This is a genomic window from Pseudoalteromonas galatheae (genome assembly GCF_005886105.2).
GTDB lineage: Bacteria > Pseudomonadota > Gammaproteobacteria > Enterobacterales > Alteromonadaceae > Pseudoalteromonas > Pseudoalteromonas galatheae.
The window spans coordinates 3,191,686-3,217,831 of record NZ_PNCO02000001.1 but is presented as its reverse complement, the minus strand read 5'-3'; the positions used below and the strand labels follow the sequence as shown (position 1 = coordinate 3,217,831).

Genomic DNA, 26,146 nt, shown 5'->3' with positions numbered 1-26,146 from the left:
CCTACAAAACAGCTTGTGTGAGCGAGTTTACTTTGCGATCTTTTAACTGCTCGCCGAGTGAAGCGGCTCCTACCATAGTGTTCGCCTATGGGAGCAAGTTACCCGTGTAGGAGCGAGTTTACCTCGCGATCTCTTGACTGCTCGCCACATAAAGTGGCTCCTACCATAGTGTTCGCCTATGGGAGCAAATTACCCGTGTAGGAGCGAGTTTACCTCGCGATCTTTATACCATCTAAAGCTTAAAGCTTACGCCATGGCCAGCTCACTCTTATCGCCCATCCAGCGCCAGATGATAGGGTCAATAATATCGCTGTGGTTTTTAAGCACGGTAAAAGCCAGGCTTCTCACTTGCGGTAATAAATGTTTATCACGGCTAAGATCGGCAATTTTTAGCTCTGCCAATCCAGTTTGTTTTGTGCCTAGCACTTCACCCGGACCGCGGATCTCAAGGTCGCGCTCAGCGATGACAAATCCGTCGTTACTTTCTCTAAGCACCCCTAAACGCTTTTGCGCAGTGACCGAAAGTGGCGCATGGTAAAGCAGTAAACAATGTGATGCGATTTGTCCGCGACCAACACGGCCGCGCAACTGATGCAGTTGTGCCAGACCCAAGCGTTCAGGGTTTTCAATGATAATAAGGCTAGCGTTGGGTACATCCACACCTACTTCAATTACGGTAGTGGCAACCAGCACATGAGTATGACCCTGTTTAAATTCGTCCATAATGGCCTGCTTTTCTTGGGCTTTCATACGGCCATGCACCAGCGCGATATTAAGCTCTGGCAAGGCTTCGGCAAGTGCTTTGGCGGTGTCTTCTGCGGCTTGGCATTGTAACGCCTCCGATTCATCTATCAGGGTGCATACCCAGTACACTTGACGTTTGTCGTCAACACAGGCCTTTTGTACTTTTTTGATCACTTCATTGCGTCTGGTGTCTGGCACGGCGACGGTTGTGATTGGTGTTCTGCCCGGTGGTAGCTCATCAATAATTGAGGTTTCAAGGTCGGCGTAGGCGGTCATCGCCAAAGTTCTTGGGATTGGGGTGGCAGTCATCACCAGCTGATGTGGATAGCAATCGCCAAACTTTCCCTTTTCTCTCAGCGCTAAGCGCTGATGCACACCAAAACGATGTTGCTCGTCAATGATGATAAGCGCAAGATTAGAAAACTGTACTTGCTCTTGGAATAACGCATGGGTGCCGACCACCATCTGTGCTTGCCCTGAAGCAATTCGCTCCAGCGCATGAGTGCGTTCCTTGCCTTTGGTTTTACCACCCAGCCATACGGTTTCTATACCCATAGGTTCAAACCAATTAAGGAAGTTGATGCCGTGTTGCTCGGAAAGGATCTCTGTGGGTGCCATCAGTGCTACTTGGTAACCCTGTGCGATAGCCGTTAACGCGCTGAGTGCTGCCACAAGGGTTTTTCCTGAGCCGACATCCCCTTGCACCAACCGCATCATAGGGTAGGGGTGTTGTAAATCGCCTTTGATCTCTGCCACTACTCGGCTTTGGGCATTGGTGGGGGCAAATGGCAAGGCCGACAAAAACTGGGCTTCAAGTGGATTGGTGGGCGCTAGTGCAACCGCTTTTACCGCTTGGCCTTTTTGCCTGAGCTTAAGCAAGCTGAGGTTTTGCGCCAATAACTCTTCAAACGCTAAGCGTGCTTGCGCGGGGTGTTGCCCGAGCTCTAATTGCGCTAAATCCACTTCCTGTGGTGGACGGTGCAGTAACAACAGCGCTTCTTTTAAGCTTTGCTGTGATGGCCGATACTGAGCTGGTAAATAGTCTGGTACATCATATTTTCGCAGTAACTCAACGGCTTGATCGGCAATTGCCCGAATGCTCAGTTGCTTTAATCCTTCGGTGGTAGGATAAACTGGGGTAAGCGTCGCAAGACTCGGATCGGTCGGTGCAGAGCGCGTCTCTTTGATGCTGTATTCTGGGTGTGCCATTTCAAAGCCATAGTGACCACGGCGAACCTCACCAAAACAGCGGATCACTTTGCCCGCTTGCATGGCATTTTTTTGTGCCGCATTAAAGTTGAAAAAGCGCAGCGCGATCCGCCCCGTCCCATCATTAACATAACACACCAACATGCGGCGTTTGCCTTGCGTGATTTCGCTGCGTTCAATTTCGGCTTCAATGCTGACATGGCTATGCGCTTGCAGCTCACAGATAGGATAGGTGCGCGCACGATCTTCATAGCGCAGCGGAAGGTGAAATAACATGTCTTGCACTGATTGAATGCCAAGTTTGGCCAAACGCTCGGCTGCTTTTGGGCCTACGCCTTTTAATTCGGTGATTGGATAAGTGGCCAAATTTGGTGTCGACATGCTAATCCTCTAGCGCGATCCGCGTTATTTATTACTTCTGCGTAAACTTAAGAATGTCCCAAAAAGCGTCGTCTGCAACAATTTCACCATGCTCATCAAGTGCCGGGTAAGGTAGCCCTTTTTCGCGACAGCGGGTTGCAATGATTGGATGACATCCTTCAAATAGTAACTTATGTTTTACCACAGGATCCATCATATCTGTACGTTTGTACAGTCCGGCTGCATCTCTTTGGCGCTGCGCTTCGTATAAAATAAGCGCTGCAGCAACAGACACATTGAGTGATTGCACCATACCTTGCATTGGGATCACGATGTGCTGATCCGCATGCTCAAGTGCGCGCTCTGAGATCCCTAAACGCTCTTGCCCGACAATAATTGCGGTAGGTTTGGTGTAATCAATTTCACGAAAATCAACGGCGCTATCGCTAAGGTTGGTTGCTAATAATTGTACACCTGGGTTTTGTTCACGAATTGTCGCAACAGCTTGGTCGATATCCTCATGCATATGGGTTTCAACCCAATTTTTGCTTCCGCCTGAGGTATTGTTTGTTAACCGTCTTTGATCTTGTGGCCATACTGCGTGTACGTGGTGACAGCCAACCGCGTCTGCGGTACGTACTATCGCTGACAGATTATGGTGCTTATGTACTTCATCTAGGCACACAGTGAGGTCGGTTTGGCGTCTATCTAATACGCTTTTTACACGATGGAATCTATTCTCAGCCATCTACTTACTACTCTAATCAAAAAATTCCCGCGATTATAACAAAAAAGAAGCTAGGGCATAACGGTGCGCTGAATTGGGTTTTGCAGTGAGATTAGTGTTTCGGTTGACTGGATAGACTCAATGGTTTGCACTTTATTAATAAGCACATCTTGAAGGTGGTCGATGGAGCGCGCCATCACTTTGATAAAAATGCTGTAATTGCCCGTGGTGTAGTAGGCCTCGACAACTTCTTCAAATTCTTTTAAACGTGCAATGGCTCCTGGGTAGTCGCCGGCGTGTTTTAGGTTTATTCCGATAAAGCAGCAGACATCATAACCAAGTCGTTTGGCATTAATGCTCACTTGAGTTCCCTCAATGATCCCCGCTTGCTTCATTTTTTCGACCCGAACATGGATGGTACCGGCGCTAACAGCAAATCTTTTTGCTAATTCCGCGTAGGGCGTTCGTGCATTTTCTTTTAAAGCGTGAAGGATGGATCTATCCAGATTGTCGATCTCATAATTTTCCATGTAAATATCCATTAACAATTATCGTTTATATAAAATTTATAGCATATTTTTGATGAAAATAATTATGTAAAGGTGTTTTTGTTGAGGGTTATTGATGTTTGTGTCTATTTCTTTAAATATAAACTCAACAAAACGACAAATTCGGGAATGAGGACCTAACCATGTTGAGCAAGTATCAAGAGACACAAAAACAGATAGCACGAGTAAAACAAGTATTTTCAGCACAGCTAACCGAGCAATTGGGTTTAGTTGAAGTACAAGCACCTATTTTGGCGCGTTTGGGCGACGGTATTCAAGACAACCTAAGTGGCCACGAGCAGGCGGTACAAGTAAAAGTGAAAACGCTACCGGATGCGCAGTTTGAGGTAGTGCATTCACTTGCTAAGTGGAAGCGTAAAACACTAGGCGATTATGGCTTTGCTAAAGGAGAAGGCCTCTATACGCACATGAAAGCGCTACGCCCTGACGAAGATAAGCTATCGCCAATCCATTCTGTCTATGTGGATCAGTGGGACTGGGAAAAGGTGATTTGCGAAAACACTGAGCGTTCGCTGGCAAAATTAAAAGAAACAGTTGAAACCCTTTATCACTCAATTAAAGCAACGGAAAAAGTGGTTGAGGATGAGTTTGGCATTGCGGCATTCCTCCCTGAGAAAATTACGTTTGTGCACAGCGAAGAATTACGCACTATGTATCCAGATTTCACAGCCAAGCAACGTGAAAAAGCGATTGCTCAAGAATATGGCGCGGTATTTTTAATTGGTATTGGTGGGGAGCTTGGTGACGGTAAGATCCATGACGTTCGCGCGCCGGATTATGACGACTGGTCAACGCCAACGTGCGATAAATATCAAGGGCTTAACGGTGATATTTTAGTTTGGAACCCTGTGCTAGAAGACGCTTTTGAAATCTCATCAATGGGTATTCGTGTTTGCCCAGACTCACTTGCAAGACAGCTTAAATTAACCGATGACGAAGCACGCTTGAGTTTAGATTGGCACCAACAATTAGTAGCGGGCGAATTACCACAAACCATAGGAGGTGGTATTGGCCAATCACGTTTAGTGATGTTGCTGTTGCAAAAGCAGCACATTGGTCAGGTACAAGTTGGGGTATGGCCTGAAGAAGTGCGCAGCAGCGTAGCTGATTTGCTTTAAACAGATCGCGAGGTGAGCTCGCTCCTACGGGTGAATGCTCTGGTAGGAGATGCTTTATGCGGCGAGCAGTTAAAAGATCGCCAGGTGAACTCGCTCCTACGGGGGGAATATTCTGGTAGGAGCCGATTCACGCGGCGAACAGTGAAAAGATCGCGAGATGAACTCGCTCCTACGGGTGAATACTCTGGTAGGAGATGCTTTATGCGGCGAGCGGTTAAAAGATCGCGAGATGAGCTCGCTCGAACTGGGTTGATATTTTGGTAGGAGCCGCTTCACACGGCGAGCAGTGAAAAGATCGCGAGATGAACTCGCTCCTACGGGGTGAATATTCTGGTAGGAGCCGCTTCACGCGGCGAGCTGTTAAGAGATCGTGAGATGAGCTCGCTCCAATTGGGTTAATATTTTGGTAGGAGCCGCTTCACGCGGCGAGCTGTTAAGAGATCGCGAGATGAGCTTGCTCCAACTGGGTTAATATTTTGGCAGGAGATGCTTTATGCGGCGAGCGGTTAAGAGTTCGCCAGGTGAACTCGCTCCAACTGGGTTAATATTTTGGTAGGAGCCGCTTCACGCGGCGAGCTGTTAAAAGATCGCGAGATGAACTCGCTCCTACGGGTGAATACTCTGGTAGGAGATGCTTTATGCGGCGAGCAGTTAAAAGATCGCCAGGTGAGCTCGCTCCAACTGGGTTAATATTCTGGTAGGAGCCGCTTCACGCGGCGAAATAACACTCCGTTTTAGAGGAATAAATTTAGCACAGTGATAGGTTTCTGGGTTACTCACAACGCTGAATTTATTCCTCGACTTTTCCTTGTTTTGATCCCTAGTGTATTCTTATTACTTTACTCGGTATAATGCCCGCTTTTAGCACTGCGGCAGACTTGAGTAAACCAATATTACTCGGCCGGTATTTATTGTTGAGAACGACTATGACATCAGCTACACGCGGTAATCTGTTTATCCTTTCTGCACCTTCTGGTGCGGGTAAATCAAGTTTAATTAAAGCGCTACTGGAAAAGCACGACGACATTAAAGTGTCGGTGTCTCATACCACACGAGCCCCTCGTCCAGGTGAAGAAAATGGTGTGCATTATCACTTTGTTTCTGTCGATGAGTTTAAGCAATTGATCGACAAAGGTGACTTTTTCGAGTGGGCGCAAGTATTCGAAAATTATTACGGCACTTCAAAACAAGCGATAGAAGATCAACTTGCCGCTGGTATTGATGTGTTTTTAGATATCGATTGGCAGGGCGCGCGTCAGGTGCGTGAGTTGATGCCTGAAGTAAAGACCATCTTTATCTTACCTCCTTCAACTGCGGAGCTAGAAAAACGCCTAAATGGTCGTGGTCAAGACTCTCAAGAAGTAATTGCAGGTCGCATGGCTGAAGCGAAATCAGAAAGCTCACACTATAACGAGTTTGACTATATTCTAGTCAATGATGACTTTGAGCAAACACGTGGTGAACTTGAGCATATTGTGATTGCCGCAAGACTTGAGCAACAAGCACAGTCTATCCGTCATCAAGCACTTATCGCCGACTTGCTAAAATAATTACTTTTTAACCATCAATACTTGGCGAAAGGCTAGACATACAGTAAACTAGCCTTTTGCATAATGAACTGAATTTGGAGTGCTTCGATGGCTCGCGTAACTGTAGAAGATGCAGTAGATAAAATTGGTAACCGCTTTGACTTGATTTTAGTAGCAGCGCGTCGCGCTCGCCAAATTTCTGTAGGCGGTAAAGATCCTATGGTTGATGCTGAAAACGACAAGCCAACCGTAATCGCGCTACGTGAAATTGAGCAAGGTTTTGTAACCACTGACTCGCTTGATATTATCGACCGTGAAGAGCAGCAACACCAAGAAGCAGCAGAGCTTGCTGCAGTAGCTGCAATCGTTGGTGGCAATCGCTAATCCAACTACTGTCTAGATTCAATAATGCCAGCTTTTTTGCTGGCATTATTGTTTTATAGCAATCGAAATTAAGCAAATTGATATAAATCACCAGCAAATTACACAACGCGTAACGCCTTTAACTTCCTAACAAGTAGCATAAATTGTTCATTGGCATTGCTGGTGTTTCATCGTATATTCTTAAGTAACTAGCTTGTAACCCGTTTTATACTCATCGAGTATAGCTTCTCTGAAACATTGGAGTGTGAATGTATCTGTTTGAAGGCCTCAAAAAGAAAATCTCAGAATATTTGTCACCAGAAGACGTCGATTTGGTGCAAAAAGCCTATGTCGTGGCCCGTGAGGCACACGAGGGACAGACGCGCTCTAGCGGTGAGCCCTATATTACTCACCCAGTAGAAGTAACCCAGATCCTTGCGAGCATGAAGCTTGACCATGAAACACTCATGGCTGCGCTTATGCACGATGTTATTGAAGACACAGACTTTAGCCAAAACGACTTAGCGGAGATCTTTGGCGATACGGTCGCTGAGCTGGTGGAAGGGGTGTCAAAGCTCGATAAACTGAGCTTCAAAGATAAAAAAGAGTTCCAAGCCGAAAACTATCGTAAGATGATCATGGCGATGACGCAGGATATTCGTGTCATTCTTATTAAACTTGCAGACAGAACGCACAATATGCGAACGCTAGGCGCTTTGCGTCCTGACAAGCGTCGTCGAATTGCCCGCGAAACACTAGAGATCTATGCGCCAATTGCAAACCGCCTTGGTATTCATGATATTAAAAATGAGTTAGAGGATCTCGGATTTCAGGCGTTATACCCGATGCGCTATCGTGCATTACGTTCAGAAGTCGCCAAAGCTCGTGGTAATCGTAAAGAAGTGATCAGTAATATTCAGTCTGAAATTGAATCTAGACTGGAAGAAGCGGGTATTCAAGGCTCTGTAAAAGGCCGTGAAAAGCACTTATATAGCATTTACCGCAAGATGCTGAATAAAGAGTTGATGTTTAACGAGGTAATGGACATTTATGCTTTTAGGATCAATGTCGACAACCTGGATACTTGTTACCGTGTGCTAGGCGTTGCGCATAATTTATATAAGCCAATTGAAACTCGCTTTAAAGACTATATTGCCGTACCGAAAACCAATGGTTACCAGTCCCTTCATACGTCGTTGGTAGGTCCGCACGGTATTCCGGTAGAAATCCAGATTCGCACTCATGATATGGATCATATGGCGGATAAAGGGGTAGCAGCGCACTGGATGTATAAAAAGTCTGGAGATAATGCTGGCCATACCGCGCAGCAGCGTGCGCGTCAGTGGATGCAAAGCTTGCTTGAACTGCAGCAAAGCGCAGGCTCGTCTTTTGAATTTGTGGAAAACGTTAAAACCGAATTATTCCCAGAAGAAATTTACGTCTTTACGCCAGATGGCCGCATTGTCGAGTTACCGATGGGCGCAACGGCGGTAGATTTTGCCTATGCCGTGCATACCGATGTGGGTAATACCTGCGTAGGTGCTCGTGTAAACCGCAAGCCTTATCCATTGAGTAAAGCGCTGGATACCGGCCAAACTATCGAGGTTATTACCAGCTCAGGTGCACACCCTAACGCGACTTGGCTGAACTTTGTGGTAACGGGTAAGGCACGTCTTGGGATCCGCAATTACCTCAAGAGCCAACAAGAAGAAGAAGCGATCCAACTGGGCCGTCGTTTGCTCGATTCGGCACTGGGTGAGTATAAGCTAGATGATATTGCCCAAGAGCAAATCGACAATGTACTTGAAGAACATAACCTCAATACCTTGTTGGAGCTGTTGGTTGAGATTGGCTGTGGCAATATCATGAGTGTGTTGATAGCGAAACGTTTACTGCAAGATGATAATGCGGTAGAAGATATTGCTAAACGTGCTAAAGCCGCGATAATCGGAACAGAGGGCATGTTGGTAACCTATGCTAAATGCTGTCGTCCTGTGCCGGGTGACGCTATCACAGCATATATGAGCCAAGGTAAAGGCCTAATGGTTCACCGCCAAGAATGTAAAAATATTAAAGGTTGGCGCAACGAGCGTTCGAAGTATTTCGTCGTGAAGTGGGAAGACAACCCAGAGAAAGAATACATAGCAGCGCTGCGTGTGGAAATTATTAACCACCAGGGTGCGCTGGCTAAATTAACCAATGTTGTTGCGACAACTCAAGCTAACATTGTCGAAATAGCAACGGACGAAAAAGAAAGTAATTTATACGTGATTGATTTAGGTGTTACCGTGAAAAACCGAATTCATGTCGCTGATATTATGCGCCGAATTCGAGTAATGCCAGACGTGCAACGCGTGTATCGTAAAAAATAAAGGAACATTAATGAACAAAGCAATTATTTCAACAGATAAAGCGCCAGCGGCAATTGGCACTTACAACCAAGCGGTAAAAGTTGGTACTGCGGTTTACTTATCTGGCCAAATTCCATTGGTACCAGAGACGATGGAATTTATTTCTGAAGATTTTGCAGAGCAAACGCACCAAGTATTCAAAAACCTTATCGCAGTATGTGAAGAGGCTGGTGGCGAGTTACAAGATATGGTTAAGGTTAATATCTTCCTAACTGATTTGGGCAACTTCGCAACGGTAAATGAGATAATGGCTCAGTATTTTAGAAAGCCATACCCAGCTCGTGCTGCTATTGGTGTAAAAGAACTACCAAAAGGTGCACAAATTGAGATTGACGGTATTATGGAGCTGCCTTCAACGAACTAAGCGCTATGCTTCAGTAAGCTGTATACTCATTTGCCCCCGCACTTGTGCGGGGGCAAATTATTTGTGCAGCAAAAATAATTCTAATTAGCCTAAATTCTTGCTCAATTTGAAAGAATAAACCTGACGCTGACAGCGTTAAAATTTCTTATTTAGAGCAACTAAATAAGAAATTTTTGCCTCGCCTACATCGATGTGGGTACCTTGGCGATAGCAGTGTTATTGGCAAGATTTTCTCGCCTCAAAATAGAGCACTTAATTAAGACAATAGATATAAGCAAGACAAAATAGTACTACAACTCAAATGGCGCGACGCCTTTGGCTTCCATCATATAACCTGTTTGCGCGATGTCGCCTTTCCAAGTAGAAACCTTAATCGTACCACTGACAGTGATTGCATCATACAGGCTCTCAATCGGAACACCGCCTTTGATTTTGACATGAACAATTTGGTTCGGTGGTGGCGGCGGCACGTGAATACAAGCACCAAAGTAGGGAACCAACAGGAATTCGGTGATGACTTCGCTGTCACCTTCAAGTGGCACGACAAAGCCGGGTAAACTCACCAGTTGACCGTCTAGTTCTTTGACGACTGGGGCATCTAAGTCAGGCTGCACCCAATTTTGTTCGGCGCCATCATGGCTTGCCGCATCTTGATTGCTAATCTGGACATGCCCTTTTGGAATTAGATCTTCCCAAAATATCTCCTTAGGAGGTGCCGCGCTTGCGATACCACTGAATATCATCGCAGCGATGAATGCAATGAAGTAAAAAACGTGAGTTCGTGCGGTTAACTGCATCTTGATCCTCTTAGGTTTTAATTTGCATGCCGTCGGCAAGCGAGTAAAAATAAGCACGGGCGGCAGGAATTGCGCCTATCAAAGTACCTGCACCTATAATAACGCTTAGTAGCATGAGTTCATAGGTTGAGAGCGCCGAGATATTTAGGACTACGCCAAATTGACTTTGTAGGCCGGATTGGGCAGCAATGAGCAAGGCATAAAAAAGCGCAACACCGAAAATACATCCTAACACGGTGATAAAAATTGCTTCGCTGATGAGGAGCGTAAAGATATGCCAAGGCCGCGCACCAACGGAGCGCAGGATAGCAAGTTCTCGACGCCTTTGGTTCAACGTGGCGAGCAATGAGGTTAACATGCCGAGCAAGCTTATCAACACCACTGCAAGGGTAATGAGAAGCAAGATTTTTTCGACAATATCTAGCATTTCCCATAATTCTCTTAATGTCACCCCTGGCATAATTGCCAGCAAAGGCTCGCCTTTATACTGATTAATATTTCTGCGCACTTGGAGGGTATAGAGCGGTGAATCAAAGCCAAGTAAAAATGCAGTGATTTGCTTTGTCGAGCCAATTAAATCACCGGGTTTGGAGTCGAGGTTGTGAACTAGAGCATTATTGTTTTTACTGTCATGCTCATGCTCATGCTCATGCTCATGCTCATGCTCATGCTCATGCTCATGCTCATGCTCATGCTCATGCTCATGCTCATGCTCATGCTCATGCTCATGCTCATGGTGCGTTGCATCTTGTTTTCGTGCAACTATTCGAGATGGCTTGCTGTGGCCTGAGCTATGCATGCTCTCAATGGCACTTAACGGCACATGTAGCGTTTTATCTACAGGCGTTCCTGTAGCTGCCAAAATGCCAGAAATAACCAGCGGATTGTCATCATGATGATGGAAACTGGTATTGCCCATGCCATGAGAAATGACGATTTTTTGTCCCAGTTGATAACCCAGCTTTTTTGCGACCATAGCCCCAAGCACCACTTCTTGGCTATTGTGAAATGGTCGACCAGCGGCAAAGGTGAGGTGTTGTTTTTTAGCGTATTGATAATGACTGAAGTAACTTGTATCAGTGCCCAGCACAGCAAAGCCTTTGTGACTATCGCCTAAACTAATGGGAATGCTCCAAGCAACACCGCGCTGCGCCTTGATATACTCGTAACTTTGCCATTGTACGGCATTATTGGCGTGACCAATTCTAAATACGCTTGAAAGCAAAAGCTGAATATCACCAGTACGTGCACCGACAATTAAGTCAGTGCCAGAAATAGTGTTCGCAAAGCTAGATTTTGCGTCTTGGCGTACACGCTCAACCGACAGCAGTAACATGACACTAATTGCAATGGTCACTAGAGTTAGGGCGACGCTGGCTTTTCGGTTTAGCGTACTTTTCCACGCAAGTTTGATTAGCATAGCGGTGCTCCTTGTTGTAAATCAGGTAAGCTTATTTGCCTATCAAATAACGGCGCTAAGCTTTTGTCGTGACTGACAAAGAGAATAGATGCACTGTAAACTGCGGCTTGGCTAAAGAGTAATTTAATAAATCCATCACGACTGTCGGCATCGAGGGCTGAGGTTGGCTCATCGGCAATAATGATTTCGGGCCTGCCAATAAATGCGCGAGCGGCGGCTACGCGCTGCTGTTGGCCAATACTTAACTCCGCGACACTGCGCTGCTGAGTGTGCTCGTCTATACCAAGATCAGAAAGCAGAAGTTTAGCTTCCTGCTCAAGCGACTTATTCTGCGAGGAGATGTTTTGCCTGCGCTTTTTGGAAAATTCGCAGCCAAGGGTAACGTTTTCAATAGGCGACAAATAGGGCAACAAATTAAAGTTCTGAAAAATAGTACCTATATGGTCGGCTCTAAACTTATCTCGTTGGCCACGGCTCAGTGCGCTCGCGTTTGTACCTGCAATTTCAATTACTCCCTGCTGGCAATCCAAGGTGCCGGCAATCAATCCAAGCAAAGTCGATTTACCGCTGCCGCTTGGACCATGTAAAAACACGTGTTCACCACGGGCGATATGTAGCTTAGGTATGGTTAGCACCGCAGTGCTCGACTTAGGCCATGTAAACTGTAATTGAGATATCGTAAGCATAACGCCTCAACGCTGGTAAATAATATTGTGATGGTATAACAAGAATGACTAAAGCAAAACCAAGTTAAGCTCAACAACAAGCGTGTAAGTTAAATTGTGATTTTTGTTCAGCTCGACTATTATAGCGACCCTAACCCCCTCATTATTTTGTGCCCTTTAGCAAGGCGAATCCTGTCATTGGAGTAACAATGAGTAGCTACAAAGTTTTAGACGTTAATGACGATCTTCCAATTCGCACTAAAGGTGCGGTTCACAGTGGTAAAGTACGTTCAGTTTATTGGTTAACCGACGCCGACAGTGCACGTTTAATTGAAGAAAAAGGCTATCAAGTCCCGGTTGGTACAGAGCTGGCAATTATGGTCATTTCTGACCGTATTTCAGCATTTGATTGTATCTGGCAAGGTGAAAATGGTCTTAACGGTGTACCGGGTAAGGGCATTGCGCTTAACAGCGTTGCTTCACATTGGTTTTCACTTTTTGATAAAGCTGGCCTTGCAGGTAATCACATTGTTGATATTCCACATCCTTATGTTTGGATTGTGCGTAAAGCCAGTACGGTAAGAGTTGAAGCGATTGCGCGTCAATATATTACCGGCAGTATGTGGCGCGATTACGCAAAGGGCGTAAGGGAGTTCTGTGGCTTGCAATTACCAGAAGGTTTAGAGGCCAATCAAAAACTAGATAATGTCTTAATCACACCATCAACCAAAGGGATCATCAAAGGTTTAGCAGACGTACCAGAAGTGGATGACGTAAACATCTCTCGTAAAAACATCGAAGATAATCTTGCGGCGTTCAACTTTAAATCTGCGGCAGATGTGGATAAATACGAGCAGTTGCTAACCGAGGGCTTTGCCCTGATCAGTAAAGAGCTTGAGAAGCTTGATCAGATCTTTGTAGATACTAAATTTGAGTTTGGTTACGTTGAAGATAAAGACGGCCAAGAGCGCCTAATTTACATTGATGAAGTGGGTACGCCTGACTCGTCACGTATTTGGGATGGCCCAGCTTATCGCGATGGTAAGATCGTTGAAAACTCAAAAGAAGGTTTCCGCCAGCTATTGATAAATAACGTACCAGATAGCGATGTACTGCTGAATAAAGATCGTATGCCTGAGCGTGAAGCACTTGCTCGCGACTATCTATTGCCAGAAGCTGTAATGATGTCAGTGAGCGAAACTTACGTTGGGATCGCAAGTAAAATCGTTGGTCGTGAGCTAACGATCCCTGCAGATCCTCGCCAAGAAGTTATTGATATTCTTGATAAGCAGTACGGTTTAATAGATTAATTCCTTTTCAATTGCTCTGATAAACACGTTTATTAGGGCAATTTCCTCAATTCACTTGCTTTTCATTGCAAGGTCTCTTTTACTTAACCTAATTGTTGCAAAAAATAGAGCCAGATATGCGAACGTCTGTTCTGCTCCCACTAAGTTTTTGTTTTTTATTTCTTTTAGATTTAAACTTTGCAAATGCAGGGCAATTAACTGTGCTTGATGGCAAAGGCAAGCCCTTGCAGCACGCAGTTGTTGAGTTGATAAACGAGCCTGTCGAGGCTATAGCAAACGATGTGGCTGTTATGGATCAAATCAATAAACAATTTGTTCCTTTCATCCTCACCATCCAAAAAGGACAATTGGTTAATTTTCCCAATAGCGATGATATCCGTCATCACGTTTATTCGTTTTCTGCGGTAAAACCTTTTGAGCTAAAGCTATACGCTGGCACGCCAAATCAACCGCTTAAGTTTGAAAACGCTGGTGTAGTGGTATTAGGTTGTAACATTCACGACTCTATGGTGGGCTATATTTATATTGCAGATGACAAGCAAGTATTGATATCTGATGCGAATGGATTGGTGACTTTGCCGAATTCTACAAAGCAAGTAACGGTGTGGCATCCTTATCAAGATAATGACATAGACAGTCGGCAAACCGTTCAAATAGTGAACACAATGGCGCCAATGTCCGTAACAATAAAAACAACTTATCCAGCGCCGCGTAATACCTTTGGCGAGCGCTTTGGACAACATGAATGAATAACAGCTTTAAAAATAAAATAATCAGTCTTTGTATCTTGCTTATCTTAGTAACAGCAGGGATGAGCTTGGCAAGTTTTTGGTGGTCCACAAGTAAATTCAATGAAGCGCAAGTACAAAGAAAAATTCAAGTGGCGCAAAATGTTTATCAGCAATATTTAAAATCGCGAGAGCAGTTATTAGTCACTGCAGCCACCGTACTCACCTCTGATTTTGGCTTTAAACAAGCGGTGGCGACGAGGGATGCACAGACTATCAGCAGTGTTTTGCTTAATCACTCTCGCCGTATTGATGCCGACTTAATGCTGCTGTTAGATGTGAAAGGTGACCTGATCTCCGCTAATAGGGAAGGGTTAGACTTTCCTAGCGACACCAGAACTTGGATGCAAGCTTTGCAAAGCCATACTGAGCACTCAGCTTTTGTGGTGCTTAGTGAGCAGTTGTATCAAGTGATTATTTTGCCTGTTCGGGCGCCCAGAACTATTGCATACTCAATTATTGGCTTTGAAGTAGGCACAGCTGTCGCTGCGGAGCTTAAAGACCTTACAGGAATGGAAACAAGCTTTGTTGGGGTTGCTGACAACCTGAAAGCAAGCTCGTTGCCTGCACTTGCGCTTGGTAGCGATTTATTTACTTTCCTAGCGGCGCAAAAAACAACGCGTTGGTTTAGTCAGTATGCGGTATACGAAAGTGCAGAGGTGAACTTACCTTCTCTTGATAGTAACCCGGTAAGTTTGGTACTTAGCGCGGATTTAACTACTCAATATCAAGAATTCGATAAAATGGTGTTGACCATTATTTTACTCTCTCTCGGTACTATTCTTATTGGTTTTATTACCAGTGGTATTGTTGCCAAAAACCTTACTGCACCGCTTAGTAAGCTTACTGAGTTGGCAAAATGCTTTGCAAGAGGAGATTACTCCGCCAAACTCGAAGAGGCTCGACCGACCCAAGAAATTTGCCAGCTTGTTGATGCTTTTAATGATATGGGTGAAGACATTCAAGAGCGTGAGGAGCAGATCCGCTTTCAAGCTAGTCATGACCATTTAACAGGGTTTTTTAATCGTAATGCGGCTTTGGATAAGTTGCATTACATGCTCAGTGGCGGCGCTGAATATTATTTTATTGCCATAGACATAAAGGGGTTACGCCATATCAACGACAAACTCGGCCCTCGGGTAGGAGATGATTGTATTAAAGCCGTAGCGAACCGGATAGCGGAGATTAATACTGCTGAAGGCGGATTGAATGTTAGGCTTGGCGGCGATGAGTTTTTAGTTGCACACCCCGCGAGTGCGTGCGCCGATCCGCAAAGTGCTGTGCTCGGTATTGTTGAATGTGCTGAAATGCTAAATCAAGGCTTGAGTAAACCTTATACTGTGCAGGGGTTAGATATTTCGCTCCGCTTTAGTATCGGCGTGGTGCATTACCCCAAACAAGCGCATACTCCTGAGGATGTCGTTCGCCGGGCTTTGATCGCAGTTGATACTGCGGCGCACGATGGCCATGATGTTTACTACTATCAATCAGGTGAAGATGAAGCCCATCTAGAGCGCCTGCAAATTATTGATGAACTAAAACACGCTATCGCCAACGACGATGGTCAGCTTTTTATGACCTATCAACCAAAGCTAAATATGAAAACCAATCGTATTGACAAGGTTGAGTCTCTTATTCGTTGGCAACGTAAAAATGGTGAATGGGTGTCGCCCGAACTATTTATCGATCTTGCCGAGCAATCAGGTTTGATTGTTGAGTTAACTCAGTGGGTAGTAAAAACCGTGGTGTCTCAAGTTGCTAACTGGGTACGTCAAGGTGAACGTATCAAGGCGGCTATTAATGTATCGGCACAAGACATTGCAGATAAAAACTTCTTGTCTCATCTTAAGACGCTACTAGACACATATAACGTCAAACCTGAGTTGATCACCATAGAGCTTACTGAGCGAGACATGATTGAGAATGAGGAAAAAGGCATTGCGGTTCTCCAAGCGCTCAAACAGCTTGGCGTACAGGTCTCACTTGATGATTATGGCGTGGGTCAAACCTCCCTTGGTCGATTAAAAATGTTACCTATTGATGAGCTGAAACTCGACAAGGTATTTATTTTAAAGCTCGCCCAATCGGAAAAAGACCAATTTATTGTGCGCTCCACCATCACGCTTGGTCACCAACTTGGTTTTAGCGTGGTTGCGGAAGGCGTTGAAGACAAGGCATCGCTTGAGCTACTTGAGTCAATGCAGTGTGATTATGCACAAGGTTACTATCTAAGTAAGCCGCTGAAAGCCGCTGACTTTGACCTGTGGCTGGGGAGATATAATGAAGTGGGCTAATGTTTTTGCCCTGTGCTTATTACTATGCGGGCCAACTTACGCCGCAACAGGAAAGTTACTAGCGACTCCTGGGGTATCACAGGTCGAAGGTAGTGCCGGTGGTGGCATTGTGCCGTGGGCGCAGCTTGCTGGATATGCTTCGGAAGATGAATGGTCGGCCAGCGGGTTTTGCAGCCGAGCTAGTCTGAAAGACTACCAGCTCGATGTGTGTGGCGTTCAAGCCAACTTATTCGATCGCGTAGAGTTAAGTTTCGCTCGGCAAAACTTCGATGTGGATGCGCTTAATCTTGATATTGAGCAAGATATTGTCGGTGCCAAGGTGCGGCTATATGGCGATATTGTCTACAGTAAATATCCACAATTGAGCTTTGGTATTCAGCATAAGTCCTTGGATGATGCTACGGTTGCCAATTTGCTCGGCGCTGAAGATGACTCAGGAACGGATTATTACTTAGCTGCAAGCAAACTGCATTTGAGTGCTGTAGGCGGTTATAACTGGTTCTGGAATATTACGATGAGACACTCTAGAGCTAATCAACTTGGCATACTAGGTTATGGTGGTGCTAACGATAGTGCGCCTTGGCAACTAGAAGCCAGCAGTGCAGTGTTTTTATCTAGGCATTGGGCTGTCGGTGCAGAGTACCGCCAAAAATCCAACAACCTTGGGCTTGGTGAATCAGATTGGAAAGATGTATTTGTCGCTTGGATCCCGAATAAGTCAGTGAGTGTTACGGCGGCATGGCTAGACCTTGGAAAAATCGCAGGGCAACCTTCTCAAACGGGTTGGTATCTATCTGTTACGGGGTACTTTTAAATGAAATGGCTTCCACTAACGGCAATCTTGCTTTTCCTCGTGGCGTGTAGTGCTTCAACCCCACAAACCTCCCTGTATGAGCAAATAGGTGGAAGCGTTGGCGCAGAAAAGCTAGTAGATGCGTTTATTAAACAGATTGGCAATGACGACGTTATTTTACCGTATTTTAGAGAGTCCAATGTTAGGCACTTTCGTGAAGGGTTTATCACTCACCTATGCGATACCTTAGATGGCCCTTGTGATTATGAAGGTGATAGCATGGTGCAGATCCACACTGGCATGGCTATTAGTGAGTCTGACTTTAATCGGGTGGTTGATCTCTTGATCAACGCAATGAATGAGGTTGGGATTGCTCACTCTGTACAAAATCAAGTTTTGGCACGCTTAGCACCGATGCGAAGTGAGGTCATCAAATTGTAGTCTCGATAGCAAAAGCGTGTAGGAAAATCTGTTTCTATGTTGTTATTTTGTATTAAAGGTTTCAACCTGATTGAGTAAAGAAAAAGCTGAATTTTATTGCTTAGTCCTGTAATCTAATAGCCAAATTATCTTAAATTTCGTCACGGTTTTAGAGACAAATAAATACCAAAATGAGTTACAACTCAAACCGTGCTGCTTAAAAAGAGAGCCAAGTTGAAAAAAGTTATCACATTTGGAACCTTTGATGTATTCCACGTTGGTCATGTTAATATTTTAGAACGAGCGAAAGCACTGGGTGATTATCTCATTGTGGGGATTTCATCAGATGAGCTTAACTTTGCGAAAAAAGGTAGAAATCCAATATACTCAATTGCAGATCGTCTAAAGATCATTAGCTCATTGCAATTTGTCGATGAGGTGTTTGTGGAGGAATCTCTGGAGCTAAAAGCGCAATATATCAAAGACTTTGATGCGGATGTTCTGGTGATGGGTGATGATTGGAAAGACAAGTTCGATATATATAAAGATATCTGTGATGTGGTTTATTTAGAGCGCACTCCATCAATTTCAACAACGGAAATAATAGAGGTCGTACGCAGACCCGAAGGAAAGTAATAGCATGAAGCACGTGGTCGATAGGGAATGGCTCTTTGCAAACCTTGGCAAAGTGAAAGTATTGGATGCTGGTATTGTGAAACCGGGTCAGTCAGGCCCTTATAATGCCCCAGCAATCATTCAAGGCGCGCTGCGTTTTGATATTAGTGGTACGCTAGCTAATCCCCATGCTAAAACACCCAATATGTGCTGTAGTCCTGCTCAATTTCAAGCAGAAATGCGGCAGCTTGGTATCAACCAACATGATGTGTTAGTCGCTTACGATGATAAGGGCATGTTTAGCGCTGCCAGAGCTTGGTATATGCTCAAAATGATGGGTCATAAACAAGTCTATGTACTGGATGGCGGATTACCTGCTTGGTGTGAAAAACAATATCCTTTGAGTCAAGCATACGCACAAGCCCAACAAGCAGGAAACTTTGTCGCTGCATATGATGAAACAGCATTTGTTGATAAAGCCGCTGTGCTTAGTAATATTGACGCTGAACTGAGTTATCTATTTGATGCTAGAGGTGCAAAGCGCTTTACTGGTGAAGAGCAAGAACCTCGTGCAGATATGCGCAGCGGTCATGTGCCAAAAAGTAAAAACCTGCCATACACGAGTTTGTTAAATGCCGATGGCCGTTTTAAACCACTCACTGAGCTTGAAGTGCTATACAACGACTTATCAAAGGATAAAACTAAGCCTCTGATATTCTCTTGTGGCTCAGGTGTTACAGCTTGTATTTTAGCGCTGGTGGCTGACGAGCTAGGTTATAAACAGTTGACGGTATATGACGGCTCGTGGAGTGAATGGGGCGCTGATCCCGATGTGCCCGTTGAGACGAGTTATACCACTATTTAATGTGAAAAAGGTGCCATTGGCACCTTTTTCATTTGCGAAGCGAGCTATCTCCCCGCTTCAAAATAGCTCACTTATGATAAGCAAGGCAAGCTTCAACTTCATGCTTTGAACCTAAGATAACACCAACGCGTTGGTGTATTTCCTCAGGTTGAATATCCAAAATGCGTTCACGACCAGTGTGGGCAATACCGCCTGCTTGCTCGACAAGCATCGCCATTGGATTGGCTTCGTAAAGTAGGCGAAGTTTAAACGGTTTGTTTGGATCTTTACGATCTTCTGGGTAAGTGAATAGTCCGCCACGACATAATACGCGGTGAACATCGCCAACCATTGCTGCTATCCAGCGCATATTGAAGTTTTTACCACGCGGCCCGGTTTCACCTTCAAGTAGATCGGCAATGTAGTTTTGCATTGCTGGGGTCCAATGGCGTTGGTTTGAAGCGTTAATGGCAAACTCTTTCGTGTCTTCAGGAATGGCAGCAAAGTCTTGCGTGAGTAGGAAGCTACCGTGTGTTTTGTCCAGCGTAAACAAGCGAGTTCCCTTGCCTGTTGATAGCGCTAACATGGTTGATGGGCCATATAACACATAGCCCGCTGCTACTTGTTTATGACCCGGCTGCATAAAGATCGCAGGATCGCTAGGATCTGAACCTTCAGGGGCTTCCATTATAGAGAAAATAGTACCAACTAGTGAATTAATGTCGGTATTGGATGAACCATCTAACGGATCGAAAGCGACAATATAGTTCGCTTTTGGATTGCCGGCGACGGTGTAATCTTCTTCTTCAGAAGCGATAGCTTTGACATAGCCAGATTCAAGCAAAATATCTTTCAATAGCTGGTTTGAAAGTACATCGAGCTTCTTTTGCGTTTCACCTTGAATGTTCTCATCTAAGGTTGAACCTAATACACCTGAAAGTGCACCTTGGCCAACACGGAACGATATTTCTTTACATGCCGCGAGAATGGTTCGGATTAGAGAAACCAACTCACGAGAACAACCATCTTCAATTAACACCGGAGGGAGTCTACGCATTTTTTAAATCCTGATCACCTTGTGTTTATGGCAATAAATAGTGTGAGAGGTGCCATAAACTGCGCTGTAATTCGTCTTGAAAGGCTGTAAATTGTATACGATTTCATATACAACTGGGGTTAAGCCTCAAAACCATAAATAACAAAGAGCAGCCATGAGAAAAATAACGTGCTTTACTCAAACTGTAACCACTTTGCTACTGTGTATGATAACCCAAGCACACGCAGCAATTAAGTCTATTGATGAATTTACTGCCAGTTTTAATCATCATCCCGGTTTTTATGCCTTCTATAGCGATGATTCGAGCGGCAAACTTTACTTAGATATCGACAAACTAGACGCTCCTTTCTTGTTACAGCATAGTTTACCTTATGGTGTGGGTTCGAATGATATCGGCTTAGACCGTGGCCAGTTAGGCGGTACGCACTTAGTTCAATTTGAGCGTTTTGGTAATAAGGTAATGCTGCGCGCTATAAACACTTATTATCGCGCAAGTGCGAATAATATGGCAGAAAAGCAAAGCGTTAAAGAGGCTTTTGCTTCAAGCATTCTACACGGGTTCAGTGTGGTTGCAGAAGATAAAGACAGTGTGCTAATTGACTACACGCCTTATCTACTCAGCGACGTGCATGGCGTGTCTCGCACGTTGGCAAATCGTAATCAAGGTAGTTTTAGCTTAGACTCAAGCCGCAGCGCTGTGTTTATGTCGCGTTCAAAGGCATTTGTTAAAAACACAGAACTGGAAGCCGTGTTGACATTCAAAGGCACAAAGCCTGGTGAATATGTACGCCAGGTGAGTGCGGAACCTTATACGCTAACAGTACATCAGCACCATTCTTTAATTGAGCTGCCTGACGATAACTACCAGCCACGTGCGTTTCATCCGCAATCGGGTTATTGGAGTATCGAGCATAAGGATTACTCTGCAGCGCTTGGACAGTCAATGTTTGTGCGTTACATTCCTCGCCACCGCTTAAAGAAAAAAGACCCAACTGCACAAGTCTCGGAGGCCGTAGAGCCAATTATTTACTATCTTGATCCTGGTGTACCTGAGCCTGTCAAAACTGCATTACTTGATGGTGCCAAATGGTGGGACCAAGCATTTGAGGCAGCAGGCTATAAAAATGCGTTTCAAGTCAAAGTACTCCCTGAAAATGCCGATCCTATGGATATTCGCTACAACGTGATCCAATGGGTGCATCGCGCGACTCGAGGGTGGTCATACGGCGCGTCGGTGATAGACCCGCGTACCGGTGAAATTTTAAAAGGTCACGTGACGCTAGGCTCGCTGCGTGTCCGTCAAGATATTCTTATTGCCGAAGCACTTTCTGCGCCATTTGTTGAGGGTAATGAAGTGACTGAGCGACTTCATGCTATGGCGCTAGACCGTATTCGTCAGTTGAGTGCACATGAAATTGGCCACACGTTGGGCATTGCACACAACTTCTCAGCGTCGGTAAAGGATCGCGCGTCAGTCATGGACTATCCACATCCACTAGTAGGATTTGAAAATGGCCAACTTGATATTACCAAGGGCTACGCAAAAGGCATGGGCGCGTGGGATACGCAAGTGATTAAATATGGTTATAGTGATTTCGGTGACGTTGATGAAGCCACTGAGCTTGCAGCTATTCTCGCTGAAAATAAGGCGCAAGGGCTTGAGTTTATCTCTGATTCAGACGCCAGAGCACAGGGCGGAGCGCATCCAACGGCGCACCTTTGGGATAATGGGGCAGATCCCGCAGCCGAATTACTGCGTGTGCTGGATGTCCGCAAGCAGGCGTTGAATAGCTTTGGTATTCACAGTATTCAAAAAGGAGTTGCTCTGTCGCAGCTAGAGGAGAAGCTGGTCCCACTGTATCTTTTCCACCGTTACCAAGTTGAAGCCGCAGTAAAACTGATTGGTGGCGTGGACTATGACTATGAAGTCCGTGGTGACGAGGTGATAAAAGGCGCGAAAGTCGTGGCTAAAGAGGTACAGCAAAATGCAGCCAATGCGCTTTTGAGTACGCTCTCACCTGCGGCGTTGACTATTCCTGACTCTATTTTGGCGTTAATACCTCCTAAGGCTTACGGTGAGTATAAAACTCGCGAAAGTATCAAGGGGAGAACAGGGCTAACTCTAGATGCGATGGCATTACCAGAAGTTGCCGCACTCCATAGCCTTGACTTGCTGCTTAATCCACAGCGATTAAATCGTCTCGCACAGCAGCATGCACGTGATACTCAATATTTTGGTACTCAAGCACTTTTAGAGGCTTTATATCAGCAGGTATTTGCTCAATCAGGCAGCAAAGGTATGGCTCAAAAGCTACAGCAACGAGTGCAATACCTAAGTGCAACCAAGCTTGTAAAACTGAGTAACAACGATAAAGTCGCACCTGAAGTGCAAGCGCAGTTAAAGTTTTATTTAGCAAAAGTTGCGAAAGACTTTAATCAGTCCTCGGTATTTAGCGATGTTGCTTTTGATCAAGCGTTTAAACATATGCTCGCACAGCAAATCAATCACTACTTAGATTCGGGAGAGTGGCCTGAAAGCTTTAAGGCGCTTGAAATGCCGCCAGGCTCACCAATCTAGCCTTTAAAGCAAAGCTGAAAAAAGGGCGCTCGAGTGAGCGCCCTTTTTAGTTATAATTAACTAAAGCAACTTTCTCTTATTAGCTGCTTAATTATATCCTGACTTGGCTGGATTTTTTCCATTGCTAAAAACTCGTTGGGTTGGTGTGCTTGATTAATTGAACCTGGTCCCATAACGATAGTTTCGCAGCCTAGCTGCTGTAGAAATGGAGCTTCGGTGCAATAGTTTACCGCAATTGCTTGTTGTCCTGACAGGCGCTCAGCCATTTTCACTAAAGCAGAATCCGTTGAGCCGGTAAAAGCCGGAATGGGCTCGTGCATATCTATAACCGAGACACTATTTGGATAATGTGTATTGATGGGGGCCACCGCTGCCGTAAGCATGGCTTGTAGTTCCTTGATACTCAGGCCAGGCAAAGGACGCATATCAATATGTAGTTCACAACAGCCACAAATACGGTTGGCATTGTCGCCGCCATGAATGTGTCCGAGGTTTAAAGTTGGGTAAGGAATAGCAAAATGTGGAGTTGAATATTTATTCTTTAATTCTTCTCTTAACTTTAATAAATTTGCAATCACCTGGTGCATGATTTCAATGGCATTTAAGCCGCGCTCTGGATCTGAGCTATGGCCTGAACGACCAACGATACGGATGGCGGTCGTCATATGCCCTTTGTGGGTAAATACCGGCACCATATCAGTGGGTTCACCAATAATACAGCGCGCCGGTTTCAAGCTTGGATGTTTCGCAATTTCCTGAGCACCAGCCATGGTGGTTTCTTCATCGGCGGTGGCTAAAATCATGATAGGAGCATTTTGCTGTAATTCATCAAGCTCTGAGATTGCATTCAATACGAAAGCAAAAAAACCTTTCATATCAATGCTTCCAAGACCATATAATTTATTATCTTGCGCGCTTAATTTAAAAGGATCGAATTGCCAGCGGCTATCGTCGAAGGGAACGGTATCCGTGTGGCCAGCCAGCATTAACCCACCATCGCCACTGCCTCGTCTTGCAATTAGATTATATTTTCCTTTTGCATGTTCAAGCTCTGTTACTTCGACGGTAAACCCTAACGTTTCGCACCACTGTGCGAGTAGCTGGATCACATTCTGATTACTCATGTTGAGACTTTCTTCTAATGCACTGATAGATGGCGCGGCGATCAGTTGCTGATACATTTCCATAAAAGCGGGCAATTTCATAAAAATTCCTAAAATACTTATTCAAAGTTCTTGCATAAAAATATAAAGATGTTTAGAGTGAATATCAATTCACTTTTTTAGCATAAATATATTTTGGAGCAGCAATGCGACGATTTGACTTCAACAATTAGCAGAACCAATCCTAATCAAACTTTTTTTAATCTTGAGAACACTATGTTGAAAGTATCTATAATCGGAGCGAGCGGCTACAGTGGCGCTGAGCTTGCTAAGCTGGTTGCCAAGCATCCTGCCTTCACACTTGCGCATTGCTTTGTATCTGAGCAAAGCTTAGACAAACACAAATTCATCAGCGATTTATATCCAGAATATTCGGGCTTGCTAGATATTGAGCTGCAACCCTTAAATGAGCAAGCTTTTTCGTTGATAGAGCAATCATCGGACTATGTGTGTTTATGCACGGATCACAAAGTTAGCGTAGAACTTGCACCGGTATTTTTACAGATGGGCAAACGGGTTTTTGACCTATCTGGAGGTTACCGTTTATCTAGCAATGAAGACTACGAAACTTACTACGGTTTTTCTCACCCACATCAAGACTGGTTAGCGCAAGCGCAATACGGGTTAGCTGAATGGTATGGCGATGCTATTAAAACGGCAAAGTTAGTGGCGGTCGCGGGCTGCTATCCGACTGCGGCACTCAATGCACTCAAGCCATTACAACAAGCTGATTTGATAACAGAGCAACCAGTTATCATCAATGCTGTTTCTGGCGTGACTGGCGCGGGTAGAAAAGCGAATGTCGCCACACTCTTTTGCGAAGTATCTCTTGCACCATACGGTTTGTTTACGCACAGACATAGTCCAGAAATAGAAAAATATCTTGAACACCCGGTGTTGTTTACACCGCATTTAGGGAACTTTAAACGTGGTATCTTAGAAACAATCTACGTCACCCTGAAAGAAAATGTCACGCCAAATCAAGTCGATGCTGCTTATCAGGTGCTTGCCGATGAGCCGTTGATCAGATTAAAGGGGAGTCAACTCCCATCAATTAAAGCCGTTGAAAATCAGCCTTTTGTTGATATTGGCTGGCAGCAAAAGGGCAATCAACTGATCGTGGTTGTCGCGATTGATAACTTGCTTAAAGGGGCAGCAGGCCAAGCATTACAGTGTATGAACTTGGCGGCGGGACTTGAGCATTATCAAGGTTTAGGAGTAGTAGCATGAGTAAGCAAACTTGGGTGATTAAACTAGGTGGTGCGGTGTTGAATCAAGAGGGGGCAGCACAAGCATTGTTTTCAGCTATCAAGCAAATTCAACAGGATGCACCACACAAGCAGTTTGTGATTGTTCATGGTGGTGGGGCGCTAGTTGATAAGTGGTTGAGTGATGCCGGTTTTGCTACTGCAAAACATCAAGGACTGCGGATCAGTCCGCAAGAGCAAATGCCGTATATTGTTGGTGCACTTGCAGGCTGTGCCAACAAGCAACTGATGGCGGACGCCATTACCGCCATGCTCAAGCCCGTTGGACTGTGTTTGTATGATGCAGGGTTTAGCACAACTCAAAAGCTTAAAGCGCTTGGTCGCGTAGGTAGCTGTGAAGCAAGCGAAGGCGGTATGCTTGAAGCGGTGTTGGAGTTTGACAGATTGCCTGTTGTCAGTTCAGTTGGTATTGGCGCTGACGGCCATTTATACAACGTGAATGCGGATGAAGCAGCGGCTGCTATCGCCAGTAAACTTGGTGCAGAACTTATTTTTATGACTGATGTTGAGGCGGTACTTGATGGCGATAAACAGCCATTAAATCAACTTAACGCGGAACAGATCTCAACGTTAATCGCGCAAAAGGTCATTGTGGGCGGGATGGAGGTCAAAGTTAAGACCAGTCTTCACGCTGCCCAACACTTACGACGAGGGGTGTACATCTCTAGCTGGCAAAAGCCAGAAAATTTAATTGCGTTGCTCAATGGTGAGCACGTAGGTACACAAATTCTGCCGTAGGA

The 26,146-nt window shown here is 45.0% G+C and carries 23 protein-coding genes; 15 read left to right on the top strand and 8 right to left on the bottom strand.

Annotated features, from left to right (window positions below; all coding sequences use genetic code 11):
* Positions 1 to 246 precede the first annotated feature (246 nt).
* The 3 genes from recG to asnC are packed head-to-tail and all read right to left on the bottom strand — an operon-like array spanning position 247 to position 3,570.
* Complete coding sequence (gene recG / locus CWC29_RS14300; RefSeq protein ID WP_128727629.1) at positions 247 to 2,334, bottom strand: ATP-dependent DNA helicase RecG; 2,088 nt, start codon at positions 2,332 to 2,334, stop codon at positions 247 to 249.
* 31 nt (positions 2,335 to 2,365) lie between these two features.
* On the bottom strand, positions 2,366 to 3,061 hold the full coding sequence (trmH, locus tag CWC29_RS14295) for a tRNA (guanosine(18)-2'-O)-methyltransferase TrmH (protein WP_128727630.1): 696 nt from the start codon (positions 3,059 to 3,061) through the stop codon (positions 2,366 to 2,368).
* Positions 3,062 to 3,111: 50 nt separating this feature from the next.
* Positions 3,112 to 3,570, bottom strand: a complete 459-nt coding sequence (gene asnC / locus CWC29_RS14290; RefSeq protein WP_010374296.1) for a transcriptional regulator AsnC — start codon at positions 3,568 to 3,570, stop codon at positions 3,112 to 3,114.
* A gap of 161 nt (positions 3,571 to 3,731) precedes the next feature.
* On the opposite strand from asnC, the gene asnA reads away from it, so the two are divergent.
* The 5 genes from asnA (at position 3,732) to CWC29_RS14265 (ending at position 9,394) form a co-directional block, all read left to right on the top strand.
* Positions 3,732 to 4,727 (top strand): aspartate--ammonia ligase, encoded by a 996-nt coding sequence (gene asnA, locus CWC29_RS14285; RefSeq protein WP_128727631.1) that lies wholly within the window; start codon positions 3,732 to 3,734, stop codon positions 4,725 to 4,727.
* 926 nt (positions 4,728 to 5,653) lie between these two features.
* A complete protein-coding gene (gmk, locus tag CWC29_RS14280) occupies positions 5,654 to 6,277 on the top strand; it encodes a guanylate kinase (RefSeq protein ID WP_128727632.1) in 624 nt (207 codons plus the stop codon).
* Positions 6,278 to 6,364: 87 nt separating this feature from the next.
* Positions 6,365 to 6,640: a DNA-directed RNA polymerase subunit omega gene (gene rpoZ, locus CWC29_RS14275; protein ID WP_010374289.1), complete on the top strand. Its 276-nt coding sequence runs from the start codon at positions 6,365 to 6,367 to the stop codon at positions 6,638 to 6,640.
* A gap of 248 nt (positions 6,641 to 6,888) precedes the next feature.
* Positions 6,889 to 8,991, top strand: a complete 2,103-nt coding sequence (gene spoT / locus CWC29_RS14270; RefSeq protein WP_128727633.1) for a bifunctional GTP diphosphokinase/guanosine-3',5'-bis pyrophosphate 3'-pyrophosphohydrolase — start codon at positions 6,889 to 6,891, stop codon at positions 8,989 to 8,991.
* Between the two features lie 10 nt (positions 8,992 to 9,001).
* Entirely contained in the window at positions 9,002 to 9,394 is a 393-nt protein-coding gene (locus CWC29_RS14265; protein ID WP_128727634.1) for a RidA family protein, read from the top strand.
* Positions 9,395 to 9,684: 290 nt separating this feature from the next.
* Here CWC29_RS14265 and CWC29_RS14260 read toward each other — a convergent pair whose 3' ends face one another.
* From CWC29_RS14260 to CWC29_RS14250, 3 genes are all read right to left on the bottom strand, one after another.
* On the bottom strand, positions 9,685 to 10,137 hold the full coding sequence (locus tag CWC29_RS14260; RefSeq protein ID WP_408004177.1) for a DUF3299 domain-containing protein: 453 nt from the start codon (positions 10,135 to 10,137) through the stop codon (positions 9,685 to 9,687).
* Between the two features lie 64 nt (positions 10,138 to 10,201).
* Positions 10,202 to 11,611, bottom strand: coding sequence for an ABC transporter permease (locus CWC29_RS14255; protein WP_167815433.1), 1,410 nt, complete (start codon positions 11,609 to 11,611; stop codon positions 10,202 to 10,204).
* Entirely contained in the window at positions 11,605 to 12,297 is a 693-nt protein-coding gene (locus tag CWC29_RS14250; protein WP_128727637.1) for an ABC transporter ATP-binding protein, read from the bottom strand. The genes CWC29_RS14255 and CWC29_RS14250 overlap by 7 nt, the downstream gene beginning before the upstream one ends.
* Positions 12,298 to 12,485: 188 nt before the next feature.
* On the opposite strand from CWC29_RS14250, the gene CWC29_RS14245 reads away from it, so the two are divergent.
* From CWC29_RS14245 to CWC29_RS14215, 7 genes are all read left to right on the top strand, one after another.
* Positions 12,486 to 13,586, top strand: a complete 1,101-nt coding sequence (locus CWC29_RS14245) for a phosphoribosylaminoimidazolesuccinocarboxamide synthase (RefSeq protein ID WP_017218410.1) — start codon at positions 12,486 to 12,488, stop codon at positions 13,584 to 13,586.
* Between the two features lie 116 nt (positions 13,587 to 13,702).
* Positions 13,703 to 14,335, top strand: coding sequence for a methylamine utilization protein (locus tag CWC29_RS14240; protein ID WP_138524117.1), 633 nt, complete (start codon positions 13,703 to 13,705; stop codon positions 14,333 to 14,335).
* The gene (locus tag CWC29_RS14235; RefSeq protein WP_138524115.1) at positions 14,332 to 16,668 is read left to right on the top strand and encodes a putative bifunctional diguanylate cyclase/phosphodiesterase; all 2,337 of its coding nucleotides are present in this window, start codon (positions 14,332 to 14,334) and stop codon (positions 16,666 to 16,668) included. The genes CWC29_RS14240 and CWC29_RS14235 overlap by 4 nt, the downstream gene beginning before the upstream one ends.
* A complete protein-coding gene (locus CWC29_RS14230) occupies positions 16,655 to 17,482 on the top strand; it encodes a DUF3034 family protein (RefSeq protein WP_138524113.1) in 828 nt (275 codons plus the stop codon). The genes CWC29_RS14235 and CWC29_RS14230 overlap by 14 nt, the downstream gene beginning before the upstream one ends.
* Positions 17,483 to 17,902, top strand: coding sequence for a group I truncated hemoglobin (locus tag CWC29_RS14225; RefSeq protein ID WP_128727641.1), 420 nt, complete (start codon positions 17,483 to 17,485; stop codon positions 17,900 to 17,902).
* 213 nt (positions 17,903 to 18,115) lie between these two features.
* Positions 18,116 to 18,517: an adenylyltransferase/cytidyltransferase family protein gene (locus CWC29_RS14220; RefSeq protein ID WP_138524111.1), complete on the top strand. Its 402-nt coding sequence runs from the start codon at positions 18,116 to 18,118 to the stop codon at positions 18,515 to 18,517.
* A gap of 4 nt (positions 18,518 to 18,521) precedes the next feature.
* The gene (locus tag CWC29_RS14215; protein WP_138524109.1) at positions 18,522 to 19,361 is read left to right on the top strand and encodes a sulfurtransferase; all 840 of its coding nucleotides are present in this window, start codon (positions 18,522 to 18,524) and stop codon (positions 19,359 to 19,361) included.
* A gap of 67 nt (positions 19,362 to 19,428) precedes the next feature.
* Here the strand turns inward: CWC29_RS14215 and CWC29_RS14210 are convergent, their stop codons facing one another.
* Positions 19,429 to 20,397: a class 1 fructose-bisphosphatase gene (locus CWC29_RS14210; protein ID WP_095728022.1), complete on the bottom strand. Its 969-nt coding sequence runs from the start codon at positions 20,395 to 20,397 to the stop codon at positions 19,429 to 19,431.
* Positions 20,398 to 20,551: 154 nt separating this feature from the next.
* On the opposite strand from CWC29_RS14210, the gene CWC29_RS14205 reads away from it, so the two are divergent.
* Positions 20,552 to 22,975 carry a zinc-dependent metalloprotease gene (locus CWC29_RS14205; protein WP_128727644.1) on the top strand — a complete coding sequence of 808 codons (2,424 nt, stop codon included), beginning with the start codon at positions 20,552 to 20,554 and terminating at the stop codon, positions 22,973 to 22,975.
* 56 nt (positions 22,976 to 23,031) lie between these two features.
* On the opposite strand, the gene argE is transcribed toward CWC29_RS14205, so the two are convergent.
* Positions 23,032 to 24,180, bottom strand: coding sequence for an acetylornithine deacetylase (argE, locus tag CWC29_RS14200; protein ID WP_128727645.1), 1,149 nt, complete (start codon positions 24,178 to 24,180; stop codon positions 23,032 to 23,034).
* Between the two features lie 177 nt (positions 24,181 to 24,357).
* On the opposite strand from argE, the gene argC reads away from it, so the two are divergent.
* The gene (gene argC / locus CWC29_RS14195; RefSeq protein WP_193554577.1) at positions 24,358 to 25,368 is read left to right on the top strand and encodes an N-acetyl-gamma-glutamyl-phosphate reductase; all 1,011 of its coding nucleotides are present in this window, start codon (positions 24,358 to 24,360) and stop codon (positions 25,366 to 25,368) included.
* Positions 25,365 to 26,144 carry an acetylglutamate kinase gene (gene argB / locus CWC29_RS14190; RefSeq protein ID WP_128727647.1) on the top strand — a complete coding sequence of 260 codons (780 nt, stop codon included), beginning with the start codon at positions 25,365 to 25,367 and terminating at the stop codon, positions 26,142 to 26,144. Before argC ends, argB begins: the two co-directional genes overlap by 4 nt.
* Positions 26,145 to 26,146 lie beyond the last annotated feature (2 nt).